At 73.1% G+C, this 25,662-nt stretch carries 23 protein-coding genes and 1 pseudogene; 13 read left to right on the top strand and 11 right to left on the bottom strand.

The genetic code is table 11. The features are described 5' to 3' along the window. Nucleotides 1-18: 18 nt before the first annotated feature. On the top strand, nucleotides 19-939 hold the full coding sequence (locus tag LMU33_RS26945; protein WP_228623193.1) for a PDDEXK family nuclease: 921 nt from the start codon (nucleotides 19-21) through the stop codon (nucleotides 937-939). 1,111 nt (nucleotides 940-2,050) lie between these two features. Here the strand turns inward: LMU33_RS26945 and LMU33_RS26940 are convergent. Next, nucleotides 2,051-3,649, bottom strand: coding sequence for a FadD3 family acyl-CoA ligase (locus LMU33_RS26940; RefSeq protein WP_228623192.1), 1,599 nt, complete (start codon nucleotides 3,647-3,649; stop codon nucleotides 2,051-2,053). A gap of 85 nt (nucleotides 3,650-3,734) precedes the next feature. Here LMU33_RS26940 and LMU33_RS26935 point away from each other — a divergent pair, with 85 nt between their 5' ends. Genes LMU33_RS26935 through LMU33_RS26925 form a run of 3 tightly spaced genes read left to right on the top strand, consistent with a single transcriptional unit; the run spans nucleotide 3,735 to nucleotide 6,081 of the window. Further along, nucleotides 3,735-4,895 carry a lipid-transfer protein gene (locus LMU33_RS26935; RefSeq protein ID WP_228623191.1) on the top strand — a complete coding sequence of 387 codons (1,161 nt, stop codon included), beginning with the start codon at nucleotides 3,735-3,737 and terminating at the stop codon, nucleotides 4,893-4,895. A gap of 2 nt (nucleotides 4,896-4,897) precedes the next feature. Next, nucleotides 4,898-5,308, top strand: a complete 411-nt coding sequence (locus LMU33_RS26930) for a Zn-ribbon domain-containing OB-fold protein (RefSeq protein WP_228623190.1) — start codon at nucleotides 4,898-4,900, stop codon at nucleotides 5,306-5,308. Then, complete coding sequence (locus tag LMU33_RS26925) at nucleotides 5,305-6,081, top strand: enoyl-CoA hydratase/isomerase family protein (protein WP_228623189.1); 777 nt, start codon at nucleotides 5,305-5,307, stop codon at nucleotides 6,079-6,081. The genes LMU33_RS26930 and LMU33_RS26925 overlap by 4 nt, the downstream gene beginning before the upstream one ends. Before the next feature lie 115 nt (nucleotides 6,082-6,196). Here the strand turns inward: LMU33_RS26925 and afsK are convergent, their stop codons facing one another. Continuing rightward, nucleotides 6,197-8,539, bottom strand: a complete 2,343-nt coding sequence (gene afsK / locus LMU33_RS26920; protein WP_228623188.1) for a protein serine/threonine kinase AfsK — start codon at nucleotides 8,537-8,539, stop codon at nucleotides 6,197-6,199. A 189-nt stretch (nucleotides 8,540-8,728) separates the two neighbouring features. Further along, complete coding sequence (gene kbpA / locus LMU33_RS26915; RefSeq protein ID WP_228623300.1) at nucleotides 8,729-9,403, bottom strand: AfsK-binding protein KbpA; 675 nt, start codon at nucleotides 9,401-9,403, stop codon at nucleotides 8,729-8,731. Between the two features lie 236 nt (nucleotides 9,404-9,639). Here kbpA and LMU33_RS26910 point away from each other — a divergent pair, with 236 nt between their 5' ends. Further along, nucleotides 9,640-10,287, top strand: coding sequence for a TetR/AcrR family transcriptional regulator (locus tag LMU33_RS26910; protein WP_228623187.1), 648 nt, complete (start codon nucleotides 9,640-9,642; stop codon nucleotides 10,285-10,287). 108 nt (nucleotides 10,288-10,395) lie between these two features. Here LMU33_RS26910 and LMU33_RS26905 read toward each other — a convergent pair whose 3' ends face one another. Further along, a complete protein-coding gene (locus tag LMU33_RS26905; protein WP_228623186.1) occupies nucleotides 10,396-10,848 on the bottom strand; it encodes an Lrp/AsnC family transcriptional regulator in 453 nt (150 codons plus the stop codon). An 82-nt stretch (nucleotides 10,849-10,930) separates the two neighbouring features. Between LMU33_RS26905 and LMU33_RS26900 the strand changes: the two genes are divergently transcribed. Beyond that, nucleotides 10,931-11,548 carry a LysE family translocator gene (locus LMU33_RS26900; protein WP_228623185.1) on the top strand — a complete coding sequence of 206 codons (618 nt, stop codon included), beginning with the start codon at nucleotides 10,931-10,933 and terminating at the stop codon, nucleotides 11,546-11,548. A gap of 57 nt (nucleotides 11,549-11,605) precedes the next feature. Here LMU33_RS26900 and LMU33_RS26895 read toward each other — a convergent pair whose 3' ends face one another. Continuing rightward, entirely contained in the window at nucleotides 11,606-12,076 is a 471-nt protein-coding gene (locus LMU33_RS26895) for a nitroreductase family deazaflavin-dependent oxidoreductase (protein WP_228623184.1), read from the bottom strand. After that, nucleotides 12,073-13,281 carry an acyl-CoA dehydrogenase family protein gene (locus tag LMU33_RS26890; RefSeq protein ID WP_228623183.1) on the bottom strand — a complete coding sequence of 403 codons (1,209 nt, stop codon included), beginning with the start codon at nucleotides 13,279-13,281 and terminating at the stop codon, nucleotides 12,073-12,075. The genes LMU33_RS26895 and LMU33_RS26890 overlap by 4 nt, the downstream gene beginning before the upstream one ends. A 121-nt stretch (nucleotides 13,282-13,402) precedes the next feature. Here LMU33_RS26890 and LMU33_RS26885 point away from each other — a divergent pair, with 121 nt between their 5' ends. Next, nucleotides 13,403-14,572 carry a thiolase C-terminal domain-containing protein gene (locus tag LMU33_RS26885; protein WP_228623182.1) on the top strand — a complete coding sequence of 390 codons (1,170 nt, stop codon included), beginning with the start codon at nucleotides 13,403-13,405 and terminating at the stop codon, nucleotides 14,570-14,572. Nucleotides 14,573-14,582: 10 nt separating this feature from the next. On the opposite strand, the gene LMU33_RS26880 is transcribed toward LMU33_RS26885, so the two are convergent. Next, nucleotides 14,583-15,584: a CorA family divalent cation transporter gene (locus tag LMU33_RS26880; protein WP_228623181.1), complete on the bottom strand. Its 1,002-nt coding sequence runs from the start codon at nucleotides 15,582-15,584 to the stop codon at nucleotides 14,583-14,585. Nucleotides 15,585-15,719: 135 nt separating this feature from the next. Here LMU33_RS26880 and LMU33_RS26875 point away from each other — a divergent pair, with 135 nt between their 5' ends. Both LMU33_RS26875 and LMU33_RS26870 read left to right on the top strand, forming a co-directional pair. After that, the gene (locus tag LMU33_RS26875) at nucleotides 15,720-16,385 is read left to right on the top strand and encodes a pyridoxine/pyridoxamine 5'-phosphate oxidase (protein ID WP_228623180.1); all 666 of its coding nucleotides are present in this window, start codon (nucleotides 15,720-15,722) and stop codon (nucleotides 16,383-16,385) included. A 166-nt stretch (nucleotides 16,386-16,551) separates the two neighbouring features. Continuing rightward, nucleotides 16,552-17,412 carry an EamA family transporter gene (locus tag LMU33_RS26870; protein WP_228623179.1) on the top strand — a complete coding sequence of 287 codons (861 nt, stop codon included), beginning with the start codon at nucleotides 16,552-16,554 and terminating at the stop codon, nucleotides 17,410-17,412. Nucleotides 17,413-17,459: 47 nt separating this feature from the next. On the opposite strand, the pseudogene LMU33_RS26865 reads toward LMU33_RS26870, so the two are convergent. From LMU33_RS26865 to LMU33_RS26855, 3 genes and pseudogenes are all read right to left on the bottom strand, one after another. Then, nucleotides 17,460-18,319, bottom strand: a pseudogene (locus tag LMU33_RS26865) (GNAT family N-acetyltransferase). 261 nt (nucleotides 18,320-18,580) lie between these two features. Further along, nucleotides 18,581-18,976, bottom strand: a complete 396-nt coding sequence (locus tag LMU33_RS26860; protein ID WP_228623178.1) for a Zn-ribbon domain-containing OB-fold protein — start codon at nucleotides 18,974-18,976, stop codon at nucleotides 18,581-18,583. Between the two features lie 31 nt (nucleotides 18,977-19,007). Next, complete coding sequence (locus tag LMU33_RS26855) at nucleotides 19,008-19,460, bottom strand: DoxX family membrane protein (protein WP_228623177.1); 453 nt, start codon at nucleotides 19,458-19,460, stop codon at nucleotides 19,008-19,010. A 260-nt stretch (nucleotides 19,461-19,720) separates the two neighbouring features. On the opposite strand from LMU33_RS26855, the gene LMU33_RS26850 reads away from it, so the two are divergent. From LMU33_RS26850 to LMU33_RS26840, 3 genes are all read left to right on the top strand, one after another. Further along, complete coding sequence (locus LMU33_RS26850; RefSeq protein WP_228623176.1) at nucleotides 19,721-20,941, top strand: flavin-containing monooxygenase; 1,221 nt, start codon at nucleotides 19,721-19,723, stop codon at nucleotides 20,939-20,941. A gap of 95 nt (nucleotides 20,942-21,036) precedes the next feature. After that, nucleotides 21,037-23,259, top strand: coding sequence for an acetate--CoA ligase family protein (locus LMU33_RS26845; protein ID WP_228623175.1), 2,223 nt, complete (start codon nucleotides 21,037-21,039; stop codon nucleotides 23,257-23,259). Continuing rightward, nucleotides 23,256-24,041: an enoyl-CoA hydratase/isomerase family protein gene (locus LMU33_RS26840; protein ID WP_228623174.1), complete on the top strand. Its 786-nt coding sequence runs from the start codon at nucleotides 23,256-23,258 to the stop codon at nucleotides 24,039-24,041. The genes LMU33_RS26845 and LMU33_RS26840 overlap by 4 nt, the downstream gene beginning before the upstream one ends. Before the next feature lie 3 nt (nucleotides 24,042-24,044). Here LMU33_RS26840 and LMU33_RS26835 read toward each other — a convergent pair whose 3' ends face one another. Beyond that, nucleotides 24,045-24,962 (bottom strand): hypothetical protein, encoded by a 918-nt coding sequence (locus LMU33_RS26835; RefSeq protein WP_228623173.1) that lies wholly within the window; start codon nucleotides 24,960-24,962, stop codon nucleotides 24,045-24,047. Between the two features lie 83 nt (nucleotides 24,963-25,045). Here LMU33_RS26835 and LMU33_RS26830 point away from each other — a divergent pair, with 83 nt between their 5' ends. Further along, a complete protein-coding gene (locus tag LMU33_RS26830; RefSeq protein ID WP_228623172.1) occupies nucleotides 25,046-25,639 on the top strand; it encodes a flavin reductase family protein in 594 nt (197 codons plus the stop codon). Nucleotides 25,640-25,662: the final 23 nt, after the last annotated feature.

Here is a 25,662-nt window from a genome sequence, read left to right as displayed (position 1 = left end):
GGGGTGGAGCGGACGGGGTTGAGGGCGCTGGCGGACGGGGGCGTCCTGCTCACCTCGCGTGCCGTGGAGGCCGGCTGGCCCCGGCGCAGTCTCACGCGTGCGTTGCGGGCAGAGGGCTGGACCCGGCTGCGGCAGGGCGCCTGGGCCGAGCCGGGGCGAAATCCTGACCTCCTCACTCACCTCCGGGCCGTGCTGCTCCGCGAACCCCGGCTGATCGTGAGCCACGGTTCGGCGGCTGCCCTCTGGCGGATCGAGACACTCGGGGGTGGCCGCGAGACGCCGCTGGAGTTCATCGACCCGCGGCTCACCGTCCGCGGTGTGAGCGCCGGCGTGCGCGTCCACCGGATGCCGCTCAGCACGAGGGACGTGGTGGAGCGACAGGGCCTGCGGCTCACCACCCCCACCCGCACCCTCGCCGACCTGCTCCGGCGCGGCCCCAGGGACGAGGCGCTCGTCGCCGTGGACTCGGCACTGACGTACCGCAGGGTCGGGCGGGTCCGTCGCGCACCGCTCACCAAGCCGGACGAGATCGCCGCGGCGCTCGAGACCACCTCGCAAGGGTCGGTCCGGGCCCGGAACTGGCTGTGCCTGACCGACCCACTCGCCGGTTCGCCCGCCGAGACGGTTGCCCGACTGCGCATGTACGACGCCGACCTGCACCTCGAGAGCCAGGCCGAGCTACGCACCCCGGACGGCAGTCGCCGCGTCGTCGATTTCCTGTTCCGGGCGGCAGGGCTGGCGGTGGAGATCGAGGGGTACGCCTACCACGGAACTCGTGAAGCCCACCGCAGGGACGTTACCCGCTTCAACCAGATCCTGAGGTGTCCGGAGATCCGCAGCCTCCTCCGCTTCAGCGCCGAGGACGTTTTCCACTGCCCTGAGTACATGGTCGAGGAGATCAGGGCCACCCTGGCTGCCCTGGCCGGCGATTCCCGGTGACCGTGGGGCCGCCCGCTTCTTGGCCAGTGTCGTGCCTCCGCGAGGCGAGTCAAGGGCGCTGCGTTCCGCTGCGCTCCACTCCGCGTCGCCTTCGGCGATGGCCCTCCGGGCCACCCTTGACACGCCTCGCTCCAGCACGGGGAAGAAGCGAGCGAGCGGCCCGGAAACGCGGGTGGCCTGGCGGGGTTTGCGGTGTGGGTCGGCTGCGTTCCGGGCCGGGGTAGACGGGCGCGGTCTCGGGGCGGCGGCACGCCGGGGGGATTGGCGGCTTGCGGTGAGTCGTCGGGACGCGCCAGGGGGGTGGGGGCAGGCCGGGTCGGCTCGGCGGCCTGCGGCAAGTGGGCGGGACGCGGTCGCGGGGCGGCGGCACGCCCGGTCGGCTCGGCGGCCTGCGGCGAGTTGGGGGGACCGCAGCTCGCAAAGGTCGGCCTGGCGGCGCGGGATCCCGGCACCTGAGGGCCCCGAAGGTGAGGACGGCGGGGGTTGGCATCTTTGGGCACTCTCGTCCTCGGCGGACGGCGGGTCAACTCTCCCAGGTTGGCTCCGAGGCTGGCCCAAGAATGCCGATTGCTCGGCTCGCCGTGGCCTCTGGGGCTGGTGTGACAGAAGGGGCGCTCTTGGGGTCATACCAGCCACTCAAGTCGTCTCCCGAAACTCCCAGTTGCCCGGCGTTGCCGCGCGTCGCCCACCCACGGCCGAGCGCCGCCAACCCCGCCTGGCACCCCACCCACCGCAAGCCGCCGACCCGACTCGACGTGCCCCCTACCCCGCGACCGCGCACCCACCCACTCACCGCGAGCCGCTCAGCCGGCCCGGCGTGCAGGCGAGACGCGACCGCGCACCCCTCGGCCGACGACGCGAACGCAGCCGACCCAAGGGCCCGACCCCGCCAAGCCGGCCACTTTCCCCGGGCTGCCCGCTCGCTTCTTCCCCGTGCTGGAGCGAGGTGGGTCAAGGGTGGCCCGGAGGGCCATCGGCGCAGCCGACGCGGAGTGGAGCGCAGCGGAACGCAGCGCCCTTGACGCACCTCGCGGAAGCACGACACTGGCCGAAGAAGCGGGCGGCCCCACGGCAACCTCACAGCTCCCTGAGTGCAACGCCCCCCTCCCCCTCACCCCCTCCCCCGCAGGACCCCCTTCACCACCTTCCCGCTCGCGTTCCGCGGGAGTTCGCGCACGAACTCCACCGACCTCGGCACCTTGTAGTTCGCCATCTCGCGGCGGGACCAGGCGATCAGGTCGTCGGAGGTCAGGGGCGAGCCGGGTCTGCGCACCACGTACGCCTTGGCGACCTCGCCCAGCCGGGCGTCGGGTACGCCGATCACCGCGACGTCGGCCACATCCGGGTGGGTGCCCAGCAGTTGCTCTATCTCCGCCGGGTAGGCGTTGAAGCCACCGACGATGAACATGTCCTTGATGCGGTCGGTGATGCGCAGGTTGCCCGCCTCGTCCAGGACGCCCACGTCGCCCGTGTGCAGCCAGCCGTCCGCCGAGATCACCTCGGAGGTGGCCTCGGGATCGTCGTAGTAGCCGCGCATGACGTTGAACCCCCGGACCAGCACCTCGCCCGCCTCACCGGGCCGTACCGGCGTGCCCGTCGCGTCCACGAGCCGCAGCTCCGTCCCCGGGATCGCCCGGCCGGAGGTGGAGGCGATGACCGACGGGGCGTCGCCGCGCCGGCACATCGTGACGATGCCGCTCGCCTCCGAGAGGCCGTACGCCGTGAGGACCGTGTCCACGCCCAGCTCGCCGCGCAGGCGTTCCACCAGCTGCAACGGCACGACCGCGGCGCCGGTCACCACCAGGCGCAGCGCCGAGAGGTCGTACGCGTCCCGCGACGGGTGGTCCAGCAGCGACTGGTGGAGCGTGGGCGGGCCGGGCAGGACCGAGATGCGTTCCGCCGCGATGTTCGCCAGTGCCGTCGCCACGCTGAACACCGGCTGCGGGATCATCGTCGCCCCGCGCATCAGGCAGGCGATCACCCCGGCCTTGTAGCCGAAGGTGTGGAAGAAGGGGTTGATGATCAGGTAGCGGTCGCCCGCCCGCAGTCCGGCCAGGTCCGCCCAGATCTCGTACGCCCGGAGGGTCTGGGTGTGCGTGATCACCGCGCCCTTCGGGCGGCCCGTCGTACCCGACGTGTAGATGATGTCCGACAGGGCCGAACCGTCCAGCTCCCGTCGTCGCGCAGCCACTTCCTGCGCCCCCACGCCCTCGCCGCCCGCCAGGAAGTCCTTCCAGGTACGGAAGTCCGGTGGCGCGTCCTCCGACAGGACCACCACCTCCTCCAGTTCCGGCAGTCCGGGCAGCGGCGCCCGGCCGTCCGCCACCCCGTCCCCCGCCGCCCGGCGCAGGCTCGCCACGTACGACGTGCCGAGGAACGTGCCCGTCACGAACAGCAGCCGGGCCCCGCTGCGCCGCAGTACGTCCGCCGCCTCCGTGCCCTTGAAGCGGGTGTTCAGCGGGACCAGTACCGCGCCCGCCGTCACCGCGCCGAGGGCCGACACGATCCAGTCCAGGGAGTTGGGGGCCCAGACCGCCACCCGGTCGCCGGCCCGCACCCCGCTCGCCAGGCAGGCCGCCGCCGCGCGCTCGACCCGGGCGCCCAGTTCGGCGTAGGTGGTCCTGGTGCGGCCCTCGACCACCGCCTCCGTGTCCGCGTACCGCTCGGCCGACCACCGGACCAGATCGGGGATGGTGTCCCAGTCGCTCATCACAGGCCCCCTGTACCGCACAGCTGACTGGCCGTCAGATTAGCTGTAATCTGACGCACTGTCAGGACGCCGTGAGGGGGACGCCATGGCAGTAGCCGCAAGCGGGCTCAAGGACGCCACCGCCATCGTCGGGATCGGGCAGACCTCGTTCGCCCGGCATCTTCCGGAGGACGAGAAGACGCTCGCCTGCCGGGCCGTGCTCGCCGCGCTGGAGGACGCCGGGATCGCGCCGGGCGAGGTCGACGGACTCGCCTCCTACACCATGGAGGAGACCGACGAGGTCGAGCTCGCCAAGGCCGTGGGGTTCGGGGATCTGACCTTCTTCAGCAAGGTGGGGTACGGCGGGGGCGGCTCCTGTGCGACCGTCGCGCACCTCGCCGCCGCCATCGCCGCCGGACAGGCCGGCGTCGGCGTCGCCTGGCGGTCGCGGAAGCGGGGCAGCGGGCCGCGGCCGTGGACCAACACCGCCGTGCAGCTCCCGACTCCGGCCCAGTGGACGCGGCCCTTCGGGCTCCTGCGGCCCGTCGACGAGATCGCCGTGCTGGCGCGGCGGTACATGCACGAGTACGGTGCCACCCGCGATCACCTCTTCAACGTCGCCCTCGCCTGCCGGAACCGGGCGAACCAGAACCCGGCCGCCGTGATGTACGAACGGCCGCTGACCCGCGAGATGTACATGACCTCGCGCTGGATCAGCGAGCCGCTGTGCCTCTTCGACAACTGTCTGGAGACGGACGGGGCCCTCGCCTGTGTCCTCGTGTCCAAGGAGCGCGCCCGGGACTGCCGTACCAGGCCCGTGTACGTCCACTCCGCCGCCCAGGGGCTGCCCGCCCAGCACCACGGCATGGTCAACTACTGGAACGACGACCCCCTCACCGGCCCCGCCTGGACCGCCGCCCGGCATCTGTGGAAGCACGCCGACTTCACGCCGCAGGACGTGGACGTGGCGCAGATCTACGACGCCTTCAGCGTCCTCATACCGCTCTCGCTGGAGGGGTACGGCTTCTGCGGGCGCGGGGAAGGGGGCGCCTTCACCGAGCAAGGCGCCCTGGAGATCGGCGGGCGGCTGCCCCTCAACACCGGCGGGGGCGGGCTCTCCGAGGCCTACGTGCACGGCTTCAACCTCATCAACGAAGGGGTGAAGCAACTGCGCGGGACCAGCACCGCCCAGGTGCCCGGCGCCGCCACCTGCCTGGTCACGGCCGGCGAGGGCGTGCCCACCTCCGCTCTCCTGCTCAGGAGTTGATCATGCTGAACCCCGTCACCGACACCGACGGCGCGCCCTTCTGGGAGTACGCCGCCCGTGGTGAACTGCGCGTCCAGGCCTGCGGCGACTGCCACGAACCCCGCTTCCCGCCCCGCCCGTGCTGCCCGCGCTGCCAGTCCTTCGCGAGCGAGTGGCGGCTCACCAGCGGGCGCGGACGGATCTGGTCGTACGTCGTGCCGCATCCACCCCTGCTGCCCGACTACGCGGAACAGGCGCCGTACAACGTCGTCGTGGTGGAGTTGGAGGACTGCCCGCGGATCCGGCTGGCCGGGAATCTGGTCGCCCACGCGGGCGCGCCCCTCAACTCCCTTGACCCGCACAGCCCCAGGATCGGCGCCCGGGTACACGTCGTCTTCGGTGACGGCGGGCTGCCGCAGTGGGTGCCGGCGTGAGCGCCGTACGGGTCGACGCCGACAAGGACAGCGGGGTCGCCGTCGTCACCCTCGACCGGCCGCACCGGCTCAACGCCGTCGACCTGGACATGGCGCGCGAACTCACCGGTGTCTGGCGGGCGTTGCGGTTCGACGACTCCGTGCGGGCCGTGGTGCTCACCGGGGGCGGGGAGCGGGCGTTCTGTACCGGGATCGACCGGGACGCCGTCGTGCCGCAGCCCTCGTCGCCGTACATGCAGGACGATCCGCTGCTGACGGTCGGGCCCAAGGCGAACGACCTGTGGAAGCCGGTCGTGGCCGCCGTGCGCGGGATGGCCTGCGGGGGTGCCTTCTACCTGCTGGGCGAGTGCGAGTTCGTCGTCGCCGATCCGACGGCCGTCTTCTTCGATCCGCACACCTCGTACGGCATGGTCAGCGCCTACGAGTCGATGCTGATGGCCGCGCGGATGCCGTACGGGGAGGCGGCCCGGATGGCGCTCATGGGGAACGCCGAGCGGATCTCCGCCCGGCGGGCCCATGAGATCGGGCTCGTGTCGGAGGTCACGGAGGAGGGCGGGGCGCTGGCGGGCGCCGTGCGCTGTGCCGCCGTCCTGGCCGGGCATCCGCCGGAGGGCGTGCAGGGGACCGTACGGGCGCTGTGGGCGGCCAGGGAGGCGGCCCTGGCCCAGGCGTTCGCCCAGGCCCCGTCCCTCATCGCCCTCGGCAGTCTGCCGGCCGAACGGCAGGCGCTGCTGTTCAGCAACAGGGACCGTACCGAGCCGCGGATACGGTGAGTGACCGCATGGCGCGGAACCCGCACCCGCGGTAGCGTCAGCCCTGGGACGGCCGCCGTCTGGAGCCCTTCCGTGACACACCGGTACGACGGCCGTCACTCATCCCCCGCACCCCTCACGCCGTGCGGGCCGTGCCCGTCCCCTTCTCCGCGTCCAGCGCGTATACGCACCGGTCCTTGCTGCAGGCGTACACCACGCCGTCCTTGACCACCGGGGAGCCGGTGATCTCGCCGCCGGTCGCGAGCTTCCAGCGCAGGCGGCCGTCGTCGGACTTCAGGGTGTACAGCAGGTGGTCCGTCGAGCCGAAGTGGATACGGCCCTCCGCCACCGCGGGAGCGCCCACGACGTCGCCGCCCGCCTGGAAGCGCCACTTGGGCGTGCCGGTGACCGCGTCCAGGGTGTACAGGCCCTTGCCGCTGCCGACGTGGACATGGCCGGCCGCGACGAGGACCGGCTCGATGGAGGAGCGGGCCTCGGTGGCGATGCGCCAGCGGTCGCGGCCGTCGGTGGCGTCCAGGGCGTAGACGGTGCCCAGGTAGTCCGCCAGGTAGACCCCGCCGCCGGTCACCGCCGGGCCCGGGGTGAAGGCCGGCGGGCAGAGGAAGACCGCGGGGGCCTCGAAGTGCCAGCGGACCATCCCGCTCGCCGCCTCGATGGCGAGGACGCGGGTGCCGGCGGAGACGTAGACGTACCCGTCCGCGGCGGGGGTCAGGCGAACGGGCACGCCGCCGCAGGCGGCCGCGTCACCGACCGGGTACGACCAGCGCTCCTCGCCGGTGCGGGCTTCCAGGGCGCGCAGCCGGGCGTCCTGCCAGACGTAGACCGTGCCGTCGTGGACGAGCGGGCCCGCCTCGGGGGACTCGAAGTCGGTCTGGCAGCCGCTGATCTCCCACAGCTTCTGCCCGTGCGCGGCCTCCCAGGCCTGCACGCCGCCGCCCCGGGTGCCCGTGACGACCGTGCCGTGGTCGGCGTGCAGGGAGTACACCCAGGCGTCCGTGGACAGCCGCCACAGGTCGGTGCCCTCGCGGGCGTCCAGGGCGAACAGGGTCGGGCCGTCGGAGGCGTGGATACGGCCGTCCGCCACCGCCATGGACCAGGCGACGTCCCGCGTCTTGAAGCGGCGCCGGCCGGTGGCCACGTCCAGGGCGTGCACCTCGAAGGAGGTGACGTAGACCAGGTCGCCGTCGACCGAGGGCGTGCCCCAGACCTCGTTGGACATGCGGAACCGCCAGGGCCGCCAGCCGCTCGCGGTCTCCGGGGGCGGGGGCGGGGCGGCCGGTACGGCGGGGTCGACGCCGGCGACGCCGGGGCGCGGGCGGGACCAGCTGGCGACCAGGCCGGCCTCCGGCGGGGGCGCCTTGACGGCGGCGGCGCGGGCGTCGGCGACGCGCGGGCCGGGGCCGATGGGCACCTGGGCGCCGGCCAGCCGGACCGGGCCGGTGTCGGGGGCGCCGACAGGGGCCGGGGCGGGCGGGTCGTACGGGGGCGGCGGCGGGGGTACGGCCGCGCGGCCGCCGCTCCTGGGGCCGCCGGTCGGTGCCGGGGAGGGCTTGGCGGCGGGGCGCCCGCCGCGGCGGGCCTCGATCAGGGCGACCGCCTTCTCGGGCAGCCAGGCGGAGGCGGTGCCGCTGTCGTCGGAGCCCGAGCCGAAGAGATGGGGCGCGAGCTGGGCCTGGAGGTCGGCCGGGCTGGGCCGGGCGGCGGCCTCCATCTGCATACAGACCTCGATGAGCGGGCGCAGCTCGTCGGGCAGGCCGGTGAGGTCCGGGCCCTCGCGCAGCAGCATGAAGACCGTCTCGACCGGGTTGGCGCCGTGGAAGGGCGGGTGACCGGTGGCCGCGAACACCAGCATGGAGCCGAGCGAGAAGACGTCGCTGGCGCCGGTGACGCTGCGGGAGTCCTTGGCCTGCTCGGGGGACATGTAGGCGGGGGTGCCGACGGCGACGTTCGTCATGGTCAGCCGGGTGTTGGAGACCCCGGAGGCGATGCCGAAGTCGATCACGCGGGGGCCGTCCTCGACCACGAGCACGTTGGACGGCTTGAGGTCCCGGTGGACCAGCCCCGCGCCGTGGATGGACTGGAGGGCTTCGGCGACGCCCGCCGCGAGCCAGCGCACGGCCTGGGCCGGGAGCGGCCCGCAGTCGTTCACTATCTCCTCGAGGGAGGGCGCCGGGACGTACGCGGTCGCCAGCCACGGCACGGCGGCGCGCGGGTCGGCGTCGACCACGGCCGCCGTGTAGAAGCCGGACACCGCTCGGGCCGCCTCCACCTCACGGGTGAAGCGGACCCGGAAGAGCTGGTCCTCGGCCAGTTCGGTGCGCACCGTCTTGATCGCCACGCGCCGGCCGGACGCCGAGCGCGCGAGATAGACCAGCCCCATGCCGCCGGCGCCCAGCCGGCCCAGCACCTCGAACGGCCCGATCCGCCGCGGATCGTGCTGCGTCAGCTGATCCACCACTTGCCTGCCACCTCCCCGTACGAGCCGCGCCACTCTCCATATGTACGCGACCGGAGTGCAGCGTCTCACCACCGCACCGCCGTGGCGGCACGCACCCCGATTCTTCCTGGCCGGGCGGCTGGTTGCGAACCCGGTGATATTCGGGGTGTCTCCGTATCAATCAACACCAATCACCCCAAAACGGACTGATCAGCGCTGCAGCAGTGCGAACGACGCCCCCTGATTGTCGGTGACGACGGCCACTCGTCCGTACGAGGTCTCGAAGGGCGGCGCCTGCACCCGGCCGCCGAGCCGCTGCACGGCCCCCAGGGCGTCGTCCAGGTCCGTGACGCGGAAGTGGGTGAGGAAGTGCGGGGGCATCTCGGCCGGGAAGACCTCGGTGACCTCGGCACGGCCGAAGTCGGGCCGGGCCTCGGCGCCGAACAGGGCGTCGTGGAAGAGGCCGCCGTAGAAGGCGTTGGCGGCGGCCGTGTCCCGCGTGTACAGCTGGGCCCAGACGAAGGTGCCGGGCTCGTGCCGCCGCCCGAAGCCCCGGTGGCGGCCCGCCTGCCACAGACCGAACACCGCACCGTCGGGATCGGCGGCGAGGGCGGCCACCCCGAGGTCGCCCACCGGGAACGGGGCCATGACCACCTGCCCGCCGGCCGCGTCGATCCGCCGGCCGAGGGCCTCGGCGTCCGGGGTCGCGAAGGACACCGTCCAGACGGTGGGCATCCGGCCGTCGATCTTGGGGGCCAGCGAGGCGACGAGCTCCCCCCTCAGCCGGGCCCACACCGAGGAGCCGTACGCGGCCTCGAAGGTCCACCCGAAGAGCTCACCGTAGAACCGTTTGCCCGCCTCGACGTCGGCGAGCTGGGCGTCCACCCAGCAGGGCACACCTTCCCCGTATGCCTCTTCCACGACTTCTGCGTCAAATACCTCTTCGGACTCTGAGGTCTCTTCCGCCTCTTCGTTCCCGGATGCCCTGTTTTCGGCCATGCCGTCAAAGTAACCGGGCCGCACGCACCCCGCAGACCAGGCACACCACCCTCAGAGCCCCCGTGCACCCCATTTGCAGTCGGCCGAATCGCGCTCCGATCACCCCTCGGTAAGCTGACGGCATGACAGGACAAGTGCGTACCGTCGACGGCCGTGTGGCCGGCCGGCGTGGGCAGGCGACCCGGCAGAAGCTGCTCGACTGCCTCAGCGAGATGCTCAGCTCCTCCCCCTACCGGGACGTCAAGGTCATCGATGTCGCCCGGAAGGCGGGTACTTCGCCCGCGACCTTCTACCAGTACTTCCCGGACGTCGAAGGCGCCGTCCTGGAGATCGCCGAACAAATGGCGGCCGAGGGCGCCGGATTGACCGAACTGCTCCAGGGGCGGTCCTGGGCCGGCAAGTCGGGATGGCAGACGGCGCAGGAACTCGTGGACGGATTCCTGGAGTTCTGGCGCAAGAACGACGCGATCCTGCGGGTCGTCGACCTCGGCGCGGCCGAAGGGGACAAACGGTTCTACAAGATCCGCATGAAGATCCTCAACTCGGTGAACAACTCCCTCGTGGACTCCATCGCCGAGCTGCAGTCCAAGGGCAGGGTCGACAAGGACGTGAACCCCGCGGCGGTGGCCGGCTCGCTGGTCGCGATGCTCGCGGCGGTGGCGGCACACCAGAAGGGTTTCCAGTCCTGGGGCGTGAAACAGGCCGAACTCAAGCCGAACCTGGCGCTGTTGGTGCACCTGGGCGTGACGGGAAAGAAGCCGAGCAAGTAACAACGGCCGCTGCCGCAGCCCTTATTGCACATTTTTGCGTACCCAAGTCCTGTCTGGCAGGCGGTGGTTCACTCGCGTCTCGCTCGCGGTGAGCCACCGCCTGCACTGCTATGCGGGCAGCGGACGGTCCCGTACGACGTGCTTCATCACCAGCGTCGAGGTCAGCCGCTGCACTCCCGGCAGGGTCGCCAGCCGCTCGTCGTACAGCCGCTGGAAGGCCGCGAGGTCGGCGGTCGCCACCCGGAGCAGATAGTCGGGCTCGCCGAACAGCCGCTGGGCGTCGAGCACGTGCTCCAGCTCGCCGACCGCCCGCTCGAACTCGGCGACCGTGTCCCGGTCCTCCTGCCGCATCGACACGAAGACCAGCGCCTCGAAGGTCAGCCCGAGCGCCGCCGCGTCCACCACCGCCCGGTAGCCCTGGATGGCACCGGAGCGCTCCAGCTCGCGCAGCCGGCGGTGGCAGGGCGAGACACTGAGGCGCACCCGCGCGGCCAGCTCGGTCACGGTCAGCCGCCCATCCTGCTGCAGCTCGGCAAGGATTTTCCGGTCCACGTCGTCCATGAGGCAGATCTTCCCCCAGAACCCCCGACTGCGGGCAAACTTCGGGAACACTTTCGGGCCATTCACGCCTAATGTCGCCGACATGGACTCGGGACTGCTCTTCTCCTTCCTCGCCGTGGACCTGCTGCTGGTGTGCGTGCCGGGCGCCGACTGGGCGTACGTGATCGCGACCGCCGTGCGCCGGGGCTCGGTGCCGCGCGCGGTGGCCGGCCTGGTCTGCGGCTACGCCCTGCACACGGCCCTGGCGACGGCGGGTCTCGCGGTCCTGGTGGCGGGCTCGCCGAGGCTGCTGACGGCCCTGACGGTGGCGGGCGCGGGCTACCTGCTGTGGCTCGGCTGGGGTGTGCTGCGCCGCCCTGCGGTGCCCGGGGCCACGGAGGAGGCCTCCCCCGACGGACGTCTCTTCCTGCGCGGAGCCACGATCAGCGGCCTCAACCCCAAGGGCCTGCTGCTCTACCTCTCCGTCCTCCCCCAGTTCCTCACCCTGCGCGGCAGCCACCTGCCCGTCCCCGCCCAGACGGCGGCCCTCGGCCTGCTCCACATGGCCTGCTGCGCCGCCGTCTACCTCACCGTCGGCACGTTGTCGCGTGCGCTGCTCTCCGCGAGGCCGGCGGCAGCCCGGGCGGTGACCCGGACGTCGGGGGCGGCGATGCTGGGGATCGGCGCGGTCCTCCTGGCGGAGCGCCTGGCCACGCTGTAGGTTCGGCCGCCTTTCGGCTCGGGTTCGCCGTGGCCGCTCCCGCCCCTTACGGGGGCGCTATCGGACCGTGAGCCGGAACAGGCGGATCTCCCGCTCCACCCGCGCCTGATAGGTGGCGTACGGCGGCCAGAACCGCAGGAGGGCCGTCCAGGCCCGCGCCCGCTCCTCCCTCTCCAGCAGCCGGGCGGTGACGAGGATGTCCCGGCCCTTCCAGCTGATCACGGCGTCCGGGTGGGCGAGCAGGTTGTGGCTCCAGGCGGGATGCCCGGGCCGCCCGAAGTTGGAGCCGGCGAGCAGCCAGCTCTTGCCTTCCTCCTCCGGCATGCAGGCCAGCGGAGTGCGGCGCGGCAGGCCGCTGCGGGCGCCGGTGGTGGTGAGGACCACCCCGGGCAGCATCCGGGTGCTGAGCAGGTACCGCCCCCGGGTCAGCCGGTGGACCGCCCGGTCGAGCGCCGGGATCACGTGGGGCGCGACCTTCGCGAACCCGCGCGTCGAGGACACCTTCTGCACCAGCCGGACGCCGATCACACCGTCACCTCCCCGCCCGCGAAGAGACCGGCGCCCTCGGCGGCCCGGTCCCGCAGCCGGTGCACCGGCCCGAACAGCAGCTCGTCCCCGGCGGCCCGCTTGAAGTACAGCTGCGCGTCGTGCTCCCAGGTGAACCCGATCCCGCCGTGCAACTGGATCCCCTCGGCGGCTGCCCCCCGCAGCGCCTCCAGGGCCTGCGCGAGCGCGAGCCCACCGCTTCGTTCGCCCTGAGCGCCCAGGGACCCGGCACCGGCACCGCAGGCCCACGCGGCGTGGTACGCGGCCGACCGGGCCGCCTGCACCTCCACATACACGTCGGCCAGCCGATGCTTCACCGCCTGGAAGGACCCCACGGGCCGTCCGAACTGCTCGCGCTGACCGACGTACTCCACGGTCCGCTCCAGCACCCGTTCCGCCGCCCCGACGGCCTCACAGGCGAGCACCGCGGCGACCCCGTCACCGAGCACCGCCAGGGCGGGCAGCACGTCCGCACCCTCCTCGCCGAGCAACTCCGCACGGACCTCGCGCAGTTGGACGCGACCCTGCGGCCGGGTGGCGTCGAGCGCGGTCTGCCGGGCCCGTACGAGGCCGGGCGCGTCGCCGGCGACCAGGAACAGCAGGGTCCGCGACCGCGCGAAACCCCCGGTGTGCGCGGCGACGATCAGCAGCCCCGCGCTGTGCCCGTCCAGCACCTGGTCGACCTGCCCGTACAGCCGCCAGTCGCCGTCGGCCCGCCGGGCCTGGACACCCCCGGCCCGTCCGCCGCCGGCCGAGAAGGCGCCGTTGTCGCAGGTCAGGGCGAGGGCCGTGGTCAGGGCCGGGCCGGGGACGGCGAGGGCGGCGGTGAGGGTACCGGCGGCCAGGCGGGGCAGCAGCTCGGCACGCTGGGCCCCGGTGCCGAGGGCGAGGACCAGCGGGGCGGTGAGGACGGAGGTGGCGAGCAGCGGGGAGGGGGCGAGCGCCCGGCCGGTCTCCTCGCAGGCAAGGGCCAGTTCGGTGAGGGAGCAGCCCACACCGCCGTACCGCTCGGGCAGGGCGAGCCCGGGCAGGCCGAGCCGGCCGGCGAGGGCCGACCACAGCAGGGGGTCGTGTCCGGCCGGGCTGTCGACGGCGGTCCGCAGCCCGGGCGAGCCGCACCGCTTGTGCAGCAGCTCGCGCAGGGTGCGGCGGATCTCGTCCTGCTCGGTGGTCAGGCGCGTGTCCATGGCGGGTCCCTCATCCCTCCCGAGCCGATCTGACGGGCCGTCATATTAGGACGCGGGCACCCGGATGCCCAGGCCCCCGGCACCTGCCGCGAGCCGCCACATCTGATGTACCGTCAGATTCATGACGGTAGGGAGCAGGAAGGTCGCCGTGGTCGGTGTGGCCCTCTCCGACTGCGGACGCGTGGACGACGCCACCCCGTACGCCCTGCACGCGCAGGCGGCCCGCCGCGCCCTCGCGGACGCGGGGTTCGACCGCGCCCGGGTCGACGGCCTCGCCTCCGCGGGCCTGGGCACCCTGGCCCCGGTGGAGGTGGCCGAATATCTGGGCCTGCGCCCCACCTGGGTGGACTCCACCTCGGTCGGCGGCTCGACCTGGGAGGTCATGGCGGCACACGCGGCGGACGCGATAGCGGCGGGCCACGCGAACGCCGTCCTCCTCGTCTACGGCTCGACGGCGCGCGCCGACATCAGGGCGGGCCGCAGGACGGGCGACCTCTCCTTCGGCGCCCGCGGGCCCCTGCAGTTCGAGGTCCCCTACGGCCACACCCTGATCGCCAAGTACGCGATGGCCGCCCGCCGCCACATGATCGAACACGGCACGACCGTCGAGCAGCTGGCCGAGGTCGCGGTCCAGGCCCGGGCCAACGCCGCACTGAACCCGGAGGCGATGTTCCGCGACCCGATCACGGTCGACGACGTCCTGGCCGGCCCGATGATCGCCGACCCCTTCACCAAGCTGCACTGCTGCCTGCGCTCGGACGGCGGCGCGGCGGTCCTGCTGGCGGCCGAGGAGTACGTACGGGACTGCCGTACGGCCCCCGTCTGGATCCTCGGCACCGGGGAGCACGTCTCGCACGCGGCCATGTCCGAGTGGACGGACTTCACCGTGTCCCCGGCGGCGGTGAGCGGCCGGCTGGCCTTCGGGCGGGCGGGCGTGGGACCGGCCGAGATGGACTTCGCCGAGATCTACGACGCTTTCACCTACATGACCCTGGTGACCCTGGAGGACCTGGGCTTCTGCGGGAAGGGCGAGGGCGGGGCGTTCGTGGAGAAGGGCCGGCTGCTGGTGCGGGGCGGGGAGCTGCCGGTGAACACCGACGGGGGTGGCCTCTCGGCCCAACACCCCGGCATGCGGGGGCTGTTCCTGCTGGTGGAGGCGGTACGGCAACTGCGCGGGGAGGCCGGGGGGCGGCAGGTGCGGACGCGGGACGGGCAACTGCCGCGGCTGGGGGTGGCTTCCGGGACGGGGGGCTGGTTCTGCTCCTCGGGGACGGTGGTTCTGGGCCGGTGAGGGCCCCTCCTCAGTCCTCCTCCAGCAGCCGGCGCCAGATGCGGGTGCGGTGCAGCACGTAGATGGAGCCGAGCAGGACGACCGCCTGCAGTCCCACGGCCAGCAGCCAGAACTCGTCCCTGGTCTCCAGCCTGTTCGTCAGGAACGTGAAGTTCATGCCGAAGAACCCGGTGATGAACGACAGCGGCAGAAAGATCACCGACACGATGGCCAGCCGGTTGATCACGCCGTTCTGCTCGCCCGCGACGAGCGAGGAGTAACTGCCGAAGGCCCGGCGGGTGGCGTCCTGGAGGGACTCGACGTCGGCGAGCACCAGCCTGCCGGCGGTCTGGAACCCCTGGGCGCGCCGTTGCCGCTCCTCGGGGAAGCTGGGGCTCATCATCCGGCGGGTGAGGATCTCGTCGACCGCCTGGAGGTAGGGCAGCAGGGCGTGGTGCAGGACGGCGGAGCGCCGTCGCAGCCGCGCCAGCCGGTAGATCTGCTCGGGCCGCCGTTGCTCGAACATGTCGTCCTCGAGTTCCTCGGTCTCCAGCAGCGCCTGCACGGCGGCCCGGCGGAAGGTCGCCAGAGCCTCCTGGAGCAGGAGGAAGAGCACGGCGACGGTGTCCTCGGGCCGCTCGTGCCGCAACGCCGTGGTGAGGCTCCTGTCCAGCCCGGCCCGGCCCCGGTGCACGGCGGCCAGGAACCGTTCGGTCACCACGATGTGGATGTGGGCGATCCGGTCCCCGTGGACCACCGGCACGACGAAAGCGGCCCGGTCCCCCATGAACTCGGCCCGCGGGGGCTCGCCCGCCCGGCCGAACCAGTCCAGGCCCTCGGCGTCGTCCAGGCCCAGCCGGCCGGCGATCGGCGCCCCCTGCTCCGGCGCTTCCTCAGGCACTTCTTCCGGCACTTCCTCCGGCAGCTCGACATCGACGAGCAGGAAGGATTCGGCGGCCAGTCGCGCCCGCGCCGCCGAGACATCCGTACGGGTGATGGTCATCTCGGGCATCGACACCACCGTTACGATCATCGCCCCTCACCGTCATTCCCGGAGCCCGTGGCTCCGAGCGTCCCCGGCCCGCGGCGTTCCCGCACGCGGAGGCACTCGTGTGCGTCTCGGGACGCCTGCCGAACGGATGACGGGCCCCGTGGCGATACTCAGCACATGGAAACGGATCTCCACGCAACTCTGAGGTCGCTGCGGGTATGGGACCCGGACGTCACGGACCTGCGCCCCTTCGCCCCGGACACCGCCCCGCCGACCCCGCTGCCCCTGTTCACGAGCTGGCTCGCGGAGGCGGTCGCGGCCGGGCAGCCCGAGCCGCACACGATGTCGCTGGCGACGGTGGACGAGGAGGGGAGGCCGGACGTACGGATCGTGATGCTGCACGGCGCCGACCCGGACGGCTGGTCCTTCGGCACGCACTCCACGAGCCGCAAGGGCCGCGCCCTGAGCGCGCACCCGTACGCGGCCCTGGCCTTCTACTGGCCGGTGCTGGGCCGCCAGGTCCGGGTGCGCGGGCCGGTGACCGCGGCGCCGTCCCCGGAGAGCCAGGCCGACCTGCAGGCCCGCTCGACGGGGGCGCTGGCCGCGGCGCTCACCGGGCGGCAGAGCGAGGAGCTGTCCTCACTGGAGGAGCTGCGGCGGGCGTCGCAGGCCGCGTGGGAGCGGGCCCGCGAGAACCCGACCGAACCGTCTCCCACCTGGACCCTCTACCGGCTTCGCCCCGAGACGGTGGAGTTCTTCCAGGGGGATGCGGACAGGCGGCACGTGCGGCTGGAGTACCGGAGCACGGAGTTCGGCTGGAGCAAGGCGTTGCTCTGGCCTTGAGCCGGTGCGCCGGCCCGCCGGGCGAGGTGAGGCCGTGTGCGACTGCGGGTGCGTCGTGGCCGCTCGCGCCCACGCGGCGGAACCGCGTACCGAGGCAGCCCCGCGCCCCTCCCGGGGCGCCCGCCACCAGTCGCCGGGCCAACCGCACCAGGTCCGCAATCGCCGGGTGAGCAGGAGTTCCCCGCCGGCCGGCGCCGGCGGTCTCGGCGGCATCGCGCTGGTGCTGTCCGGTGCTCTCTCGGTGCAGTTCGGCTCCGCCACAGCCGCGCTGCTCTTCCCGCGCACCGGGGCCCTCGGGGTGGTGGCGCTGCGGGTGACGATCGCGGCGGTGCTGCTGCTGGCCGTCTGCCGTCCCCGGCTACGCGGTCACAGCCGTGCCGACTGGGCGGTGGTGTGCGGCTTCGGGCTCGCGCTCGGCGGCATGAACATCCTCTTCTACCAGGCGATCGACCGGATCCCGCTGGGCCCCGCGGTGACCCTGGAGGTGCTCGGCCCGCTCGCGCTGTCCGTCGTCGCCGCGCGCCGGGTGGTGAGCCTGCTGTGGGCCGCCCTCGCGCTCGCCGGAGTCCTGCTGCTCGGGCAGGAAGGCCTGGGCCGGCTCAGCCTCCCCGGTGCCGGGTTCGCGCTCGGCGCGGGTGCGCTGTGGGCGGCGTACATCGTCTTCAACTCCCGGACCGGCGCGCGCTTTCCACGGCTCGACGGGCTGGCCGTGGCGATGGCCGTGGCCGCGCTGCTGAGCCTGCCGCTGGGCATCGTCTCGGCCGGCGCTGCGCTGCTGCGGCCGGGGGCGCTGGGGCTCGGGCTGGCCGTGGCCCTGCTCTCCTCGGGCCTGCCGTACACCCTGGAGCTACTGGCCCTGCGCCGGCTGCCCGCCCCGACCTTCGCGATCCTGATGAGCCTGGCCCCGGCGATCGCGGCCCTGGCCGGCTTCCTGGTCCTCGGCCAGACCCTGTCGGCCACCCAGTACCTGGCCATCGCCCTGGTGGTGGCGGCGAGCGCGGGGGCGGTGCGAGCGGGGCGCGGTTGAGTACTGCCCGGCGCCCCCACGCCCGCCCCCACGCCGCCGCCACACCCTCACTCGCCGAACCTCCACACGGTGAAGTCCGCCACCGGCCGGTAGCCGATCCGCCGGTACAGCCCGTTGCTCGTCGGGTTGTCGAGGTCGGTGAAGAGAAGGATCTCCGAAGCCCCGGCCTCGCGCGCGGCCCGGCTCACCTCCGCCGTCGCCGCGCCGGCGTATCCGCGTCCGCGCAGGTCGGCCGGGGTGTAGACGGGGGCGATACGGACCTGGCCGGCCGTTTCGGGGGTGACTCCGGCCATGGCGAGCGGGATGCCGTCGTGGGTTTCCCAGAGGGTGACGCCGCCGTAGGAGATACGGCCGTCGGCCCAGTTCCCCGCCTCCTGGCCGACGCCGCTCGTGATCTCCTTGAACTCCTCGAACCAGCGGATGAGCAGTTCCCGGTCCGCCGGCCCGGCGATCCGCGCCCGCCCCTGCGGCCGGGGCTCGGGTACGGCCAACTCGCCCAGTGGTAGAGCCGTTGCCGCTTGTCGACGGCGACCGCCGTACCGGTGTGCCGCTGCCAGGCCGCCGCGAAGGCCTCCGCCGTCTCCCGCGGCCCGGAGACTCCCGGGAGCACGCGGCCGAGCTCCGCGTACCGGACCGCCAGGGCGTCGGCCTCCTGCGGGGTGAGCGCGGTGACGTGGACGTGGAAGGGCGGGGTGTGGAGCAGGGCGGCCCGTACCGTACCGTCGTCCGCTTCGAGCAGGCCGAAGAGGGGGGTCTCCTCGCCGTAGAGGTGCAGCCCGCGGCGGCGCAGCGCGTCCGTCACCGTCAGCGGCACCGTGTGCAGGGCGGGCCGGGAGCGCAGGAAGTCGCCCGCGCGGGAGAGGAACTCGTCCAGGTCTTCAGTGAGATGCCAGTTCTCAGGGCGCATACGGCCATGATCGGCGCCAACGTCCGGAAGGCACACCGGTTTTCCCCCGGCAGCTCACCCCTCCGGACGGCACGCCGACCCTCCGGGCGGAACATCGGCTTCCCCTCCGCAGCCCACCCGTCCGGACGGAAGACCGGCTCCCTCCGCAGCCCACCTTTCCGAACCGAACCCGAGCCCCCTTCCACAGCTCTCCCCCCGAACCGAACCCCAGCCCCCTCCACAGCTCACCCGTCCGCGCGGAAGACCAGCCCCCTCCACAGCTCAACCCCCCGGACGGAACACCGGTACCCCCTCCACGAACGTCGCCCGCAGCGGCAGCCCGGCCCGCAGGTCCGCCCCCGCGCACTCCACCACCTGCGTCATCATTCGCGGGCCCTCCGCCAGATCGACCACCGCGGCCACGTACGGCGTGCGTTCGCCGAAGGGCGGCAGGTCGTTGCGGTGGACCGTGGACCAGGTGTAGAGCACGGCCCGGCCGCTCGCCTCCTCCCAGGTCACCTCCTCGCTCCAGCAGTGCGGGCAGAACTCGCGCGGGTAGTGGTGGGCCCGGGTGCAGGCCCCGCAGCGGCGGACCAGCAGCCGGCCCCGCGCGGCCGCCTCCCAGTAGGGGCGCGTGAAGGCGTCGGGCTCCGGAAGGTCGTAGCGGACCGCGGCCATCAGAACCACCCGCCCGAAAGAGCCGTCGGCCTCATCGGAACCACCCCAGCCACGCGTCGACCGACCAGGTCTGCCAGGCCATCGCGAAGAACCCGACGAGCGAGACCAGCGCCATCATCGAGTTCTGGCCCTGCTCGGCCCAGTCGTGGATCATCAGCACGAAGTAGACCGCGTTCAGCAGCAGTCCGCCCAGCAACGCGATCGGGGTCAGAAAGCCGAGGATCAGGCCGAGGCCCAGGGAGAGTTCGGCGTAGGCGACGACGTACGCCATCAGCTTCGGATGCGGCTTGACCACCGTCCCGAACCCCGCCCGCACCGGTGCCCAGCGGTGTTTCTCCGCGATCTCCGCCGCCCACGCGATGCCGCTGCCCCGCTCGAACCAGGCCTTCTTGTCCTTGTGCCGCCAGCTCTCCAGCCACCACAGACCGAGACCGATCCGCAGCACCGCCAGCCACTGGGCGCCGTCCAGCCATATGGAGTCCATGAATCTGACGGTACGTCAGATCGTTGGTAAAGCCCACCCGCGAGCACCTGCTGTGAGCCCGCTGAATCCGTGGATCGCGAAGGTGACGGGGCACAAGACCCAAAGGCGGACATGCGGGGTGGGGACGATCGCCGTACCGCCACAACCAGGTGTCCTACGTCACCGGCCCCACCCACTCCTCCTACACCCGTGATCGATCCGCAACCAATTCCGGTCTTGACCGAGACCCATCAACCGGGTGCGTGATTACGCTCCCGAACATGACCGACTCCCGTTCCGCTTCCGTACAGCTCTCCGCCACGCCCGCCGACCGCCCGGTGTACGTCATCGGCGCCGGTCCGGGCGGCCTGGCCGCCGCGTACGCGCTGCGGGCACGGGGCATACGGGCCGTGGTGCTGGAGAAGGCCGACCACGTCGGTGCCTCCTGGCGCGGCCACTACGACCGTCTGCACCTGCACACCACCCGGCGGCTGTCCGCGCTGCCCGGCCTGAAGATCCCCCGGAAGTTCGGGCGCTGGGTGTCGCGCGACAACGTGGTGCGCTACCTGGAGAAGTACGCCGAGCACCACGAGCTGGAGATCGTCACCGGCGTGGAGGTCTTCCGCGTCGAGCGGGCCGCGGACGGCACCGGCTGGCTGCTGCACGCCTCCGGCGGGCGCGAACTGACCGGCAGCGCGGTGGTCGTCGCCACCGGCTACAACCACACCCCCCGCGTCCCCGACTGGCCGGGCCTCGCGGAGTACGGCGGGGAGTTCCTGCACGCCGGCGCCTATCGCGACGCCGCGCCGTACGCCGGCCGGGACGTCCTGGTCGTCGGCGTCGGCAACACCGGCGCCGAGATCGCCGTGGACCTGGCGGAGGGCGGGGCGGCGCGGGTGCGCCTGGCCGTGCGCACGGTCCCGCACATCGTGCGCCGTACGACACTCGGCTGGCCCGCGCAGTACTCGGGCGTGCTGGTACGGCGGCTGCCGGTGCGGCTGGTGGACCGGCTCGCCAGGTCGATGGCCCGGCTCGGCGTGCCGGACCTGTCGGCCCATGGCCTGCCGCGCCCGGACACCGGGATGTACAGCAGGGTGAAGGAGGGCGCCATCCCGGTGCAGGACGTCGGCCTGATCGACGCCGTGCGCCGGGGGAAGGTGGAGATCGTGGCCGCCGTCGAGTCCTTCGAGGAAGGTAACCCCGGAAAGGTCGTCCTCGCCGACGGCGGCCGGATCGAGCCGGACGCCGTGATCGCGGCGACCGGGTACACGCGGGCGCTGGAGGGCCTGGTCGGGCATCTCGGGGTGCTGGACGGGCGCGGGAAGCCGGTCGTGCACGGCGGCAGGGCACCCGCGCAGGCGCCCGGTCTGTACTTCACCGGGTTCACCAACCCGATCAGCGGAATGTTCCGGGAGATGGCGCTCGACGCCGGGAAGATCGCGAAGGCGGCGGCCGGGCAGCTGCGCACCCGTCGGCGACTCCCTCCCCGCACCCGCGGGTAACTTTGCCGGTCCGACCAGTTCCTGACATTGCGTCAGTTCAGTAATCTGACAGAGCGTCAGTTTACTTGTGCTGTCTCACAGGAGCGGGCGGACCGATGCTTGGATCAACCCACGGCACCCTCACCACCGACTCCCGCCGGGCCCGGGTCATCGCGTGCGGCGAGCAGCGGCCCGGACCCGTCGTCCACGACCGGGTCGACGACCTCGACGTCAGCGGGCGGCCGCTGTACGCGGACGTACCGGACCTGACCCGCTTCTTCCGGCCCGGGTCGGTCGCCGTGATCGGCGCCTCGGACGCGGAGGGACGCCCGAACACCGGGATCACCCGGCAGCTGCTGGCCTGGGCCGAGCGGGTGGGGGCGCAGGTGTATCCGGTGCATCCGACCCGCCCCTCGGTCTTCGGCATCCCCTGCGCCGCCTCCGTCGCCGAACTGCCGCCCGGACAGGTCGACCTGGCCGTGCTGCTGGTGGCCGACCCGCTGCCGGTGATCGGGGAACTGGCCGACGCGAAGGTCAGGTTCGCGGTCGCCTTCGCCTCCGGGTTCGCCGAGACCGGCGAGGCCGGCGCCGAGGCGCAGGAGCGGCTCGCGGACGCCGTACGCCGCTCGGGGATCCGGCTCCTCGGCCCGAACACCAACCTCAACGCCTTCGAGCACTTCCGCGAGGACCTGACCGGCCCCGCGATCGCCCTGATCACCCAGTCCGGCCACCAGGGCCGCCCGGTGTTCTCGCTCCAGGAGCTGGGCATCCGCCTCTCCCACTGGGCGCCCACCGGCAACGAGGCCGACCTGGAGACCGCCGACTTCCTGTCCTGGTTCGCCGAGCAGCCCGAGGTCGGTGCCATCGCCGCTTACGTGGAGGGCCTGAAGGACGGCCGCGCCTTCCTGCTGGCCGCCGACCGCGCCGCCCGCCGCGGGGTGCCGGTGGTCGCGGTGAAGGTGGGCCGCACCGAGGCCGGCGCGCGTACGGCGGCCTCGCACACCGGCAAGCTCACGGGCGCCGACGACGTGGTGGACGCGGCGATGCGCCAGTTCGGGGTCGTACGGGTCGACGGTCTCGACGAACTCCAGGACACCGCAGCCCTGTTGGCGCGGGCCCGGGCGCCGCTGGCGGACGGGGTCGCGGTGTACTCGATCTCCGGCGGCACCGGCGCGCATGCCGCCGACCTGGCCACGGCGGCCGGGCTACGGCTGCCCCGCCTGCCGGAGGCCAAGCAGGCCGAGCTGCACCAGTGGATACCGGAGTACCTGAGCGTGGCCAACCCGGTGGACAACGGCGGGCATCCGGTGGGCGACCGGCGCGGCCGGAAGATCATCGACGCGATCCTCGCCGACCCGTCGATCGGCGTCCTGATCTGCCCGGTCACCGGCCCTTTCCCGCCGCTCAGCGACAGGCTCGTGGCGGACCTGGTCGAGGCGGCGGAGGAGACGGACAAGCTGGTGTGCGTGGTGTGGGGCTCGCCAGTGGGCACAGAGGCGGCGTACCGCGAGGTCCTGCTCGGCTCCTCCCGCGTGGCCACCTTCCGCACGCTGGGCAACTGCCTGAAGGCCGTCCGCGCCTGGCAGGACCACCACCGTTTCGTGAGCGACTACCGCTCCCCCTTCGACGAGGCCCCGCGCACCCCCTCCCTCTCCTTCCGCAAGGCCGAGGCCCTGATGTACCCCGGCCAGCAGCTCAGCGAGCACGGGGCCAAGCAACTGCTGCGCGCCTACGGCATCCGGGTGCCGCGCGAGCAGCTGGTGACCAGCGCGGCAGCGGCCGTACGGGCGGCGGCCCAGGTCGGCTACCCGGTGGTGATGAAGGCCTCCGGCGCCCGGATCGCCCACAAGACCGAACTGGGCCTGGTGAAGGTCGGCCTGACGTCGGCCAGCCAGGTCCGGGAGGCCTACCGCGAGCTGACCGACATCGCCCGCTACGAGGGCGTGGCGCTGGACGGGATCCTGGTGTGCCAGATGGTCGAGCAGGGCGTGGAGATGGTCCTCGGGATGACCCACGACGACCTGTTCGGCCCGACGGTGACGGTGGGCCTCGGCGGAGTTCTGGTGGAGGTCCTCCACGACGCCGCCGTACGCGTCCCCCCGTTCGGCGAGGACCAGGCCCGCGCCATGCTCACCGAGCTCCGCGGCCGGGCCCTGCTGGACGGCGTCCGGGGCCGCCCGCCGGCCGACCGGGAGGCGCTGGTCGAGGTGATCCTCCGGGTCCAGCGCATGGCGCTCGAACTCGGCGATTTCATCTCGGAGTTGGACATCAACCCCCTGATGGTGCTGCCCCGGGGCCAGGGCGCCGTCGCGCTGGACGCACTGGTGGTGTGCCGATGAGCGAGCTGGAGACCGAGCGCAGCGGCCAGGTCGCCCACCTCACCCTGAACCGCCCCGAGGCGTTGAACGCCCTCACTCCCGCGATGAGGGACGAGTTGACCGACCGCCTCTGCGAGGCGTCCTGCGCCCCTGACGTCCGGGCGGTGGTCCTGACCGGCACGGGCCGGGGCTTCTGCGCGGGCGCGGACCTGCGGGGCGGCGCCGACGGCGGCGATCGGCAGCCCGGGGACGTGGCCCGGATGCTGCGCCGGGGCGCCCAACGCCTGATCGCCGCCGTCCTGGACTGCGAGAAGCCGGTGATCGCCGCCGTGAACGGTACGGCGGCGGGCCTCGGCGCGCACCTGGCGTTCGCCTGCGACCTGGTCCTGGCCGCCGAGTCGGCCCGCTTCATCGAGGTGTTCGTACGGCGGGGGCTGGTACCGGACGCGGGCGGGGCGTACCTGCTGCCCCGCCTGGTGGGCCCCCAGCGGGCCAAGGAGCTGATGTTCTTCGGCGACGCGGTGCCGGCGGCGGACGCGCAGCGGCTGGGGCTGGTCAACCGGGTCGTACCGGACGGTGAGCTGGAGAAGACGGCCCGCGAGTGGGCGGCCCGCCTGGCGTCCGGCCCGACCCGCTCCCTGGCCCTGACCAAGCACCTGGTCAACACCTCCCTGGAGTCGGACCGGGCCACCGCCTTCGCCGCGGAGGCCTGGGCCCAGGAGCTCAACCTGACGACCGAGGACGCCCGAGAGGGCCTGCGGGCGTTCGCGGAGCGGCGGGGGGCGGAGTTCCGGGGGCGGTGAGGGTCAGTCCCCGGCACGGTCCAGGGTCCGGAGGATGCCTGCGTCCGGGTCGCCGAAGAGCACGTACAACTGGGGAGCGGACTCGGTGCCGCTGACGGACCAGCGGGTGTCCCGGCCGCAGTCGGTGTGGAGGTGCAGGAGGATGCCGGCGCGGTCGGTGTCGTCCGTGCCGGGGTCGGGCTTCCAGGTGCCGGAGCCCGCGCAGACGACGTAGTCCAGGTAGTGCGGGGCCGTCCAGTCGCGGTCGATGGGTTCGGTGGGGAGGCTGTGGGCCTCGGCCCGCCCGTCGCGGGTGAGGCGGAGTTCGGCACCGTTGCCGCCGCGCCAGACGCCGGTGAGCTGGGCGCGGGTCAGCTCGGGCGGCTCGTACTGCGGGATCAGCCCGGCCGCGGAGGCCACGAGCCCGCCGCCGAGGGCCAGGGCGAAGAGGCCGACGCAGACGAGTGCCGAGCGCCACCACAGGCCCCACTGCGACCAGGAACGCGTGCGGACGTACGCGATGCCGAGCGCGGGCAGCAGTCCCAGGACGGTGAGGACCGAGGCCGTGGCGACGAACGGCCACCGGAAGAGCGCCGTCGTGACCGCACCCCACCCGACGGCCGTGGCGGCTGCCGCGACCGTGCGGCAGGCCCACTCCGGCCCGCCGAACCGGCGGAGCACGGGGCGGGCGAACAGGATCGCGGGCAGCGCCAGCACGGCGGAGAGCAGCAGGCCGAGGAGCGGCAGCAGCAGGGGGGCGAACACCAGCAGGCAGAGGATCCCGAAGGCGCCGCCGTACCCGGTCTCGTACTGGTCCCGGCTCGTGCTCCAGATCCACCACAGCAGGCCGGCCGCCGGCAGCTGCGCCGCGTTCACCGGGACCGCCGCGGCCAGATCGCTGCGGGCCGCCCGGACCCGCTCACGCGTTTTCTCCCACCCCATGGCCGCACCCTACGAAGTGCCCGTACGAGGCACGCCCACCGGCCTTCCCATCTGACGCTCCGTCAGCTTCAATGGTTGGCGTGATGGGACACGCAGGGGCGGCGGCCGCCGCCGTCCGGTATCTGGGGCATAGGCCCGTGGAGCCGTTGCCGCGGCCGGAGTTGCGGTGTGTGCGGGAGGACGAGCGGGCGCCGGTGGACCGGGCGGAGTTCCGGCGGGTGCTGGGAAGCTTCGCCAGCGGGGTGACTGTGATCACGGCACCGGCCGCCGACGCGGAGGACGGTCCCGCGGGTTTCGCCTGCCAGAGCTTCGCCTCCCTCTCCCTCGACCCGCCCCTGGTCTGCTTCATGGTGGGCCGTACGTCGACCACCTGGCCCCGCATCGCCCGCGCGGGCGTCTTCTGCGTCAACGTCCTCAGCGCCGGCCAGGACGAACTGTGCCGGGCCTTCGCGGTGAGCGGCGCGGACAAGTTCGCCGGGGTGGCGTACGACCCGGCCCCGGCCTCCGGCTCCCCGCGCCTCGCCGGCACGGCCGCCTGGATCGACTGCACCGTCCACGCCGTGCACACCGGGGGCGACCACCTGATCGTGGTGGGCCGGGTGGACGCCCTCGGCACGGAGGATCCGGGCGAGCCGCTGCTGTTCCACCGGGGGCGGTTCGCCCGGCTCGGTTCCTAGGACTCACACCTGTCACCGCCCTG

Origin of the sequence: Streptomyces barringtoniae (assembly GCF_020819595.1) — a bacterium.
Classification (GTDB): domain Bacteria; phylum Actinomycetota; class Actinomycetes; order Streptomycetales; family Streptomycetaceae; genus Streptomyces; species Streptomyces barringtoniae.
Note: the sequence above shows the minus strand (reverse complement) of the source record. Positions and strands in the feature narration are given on the sequence as shown.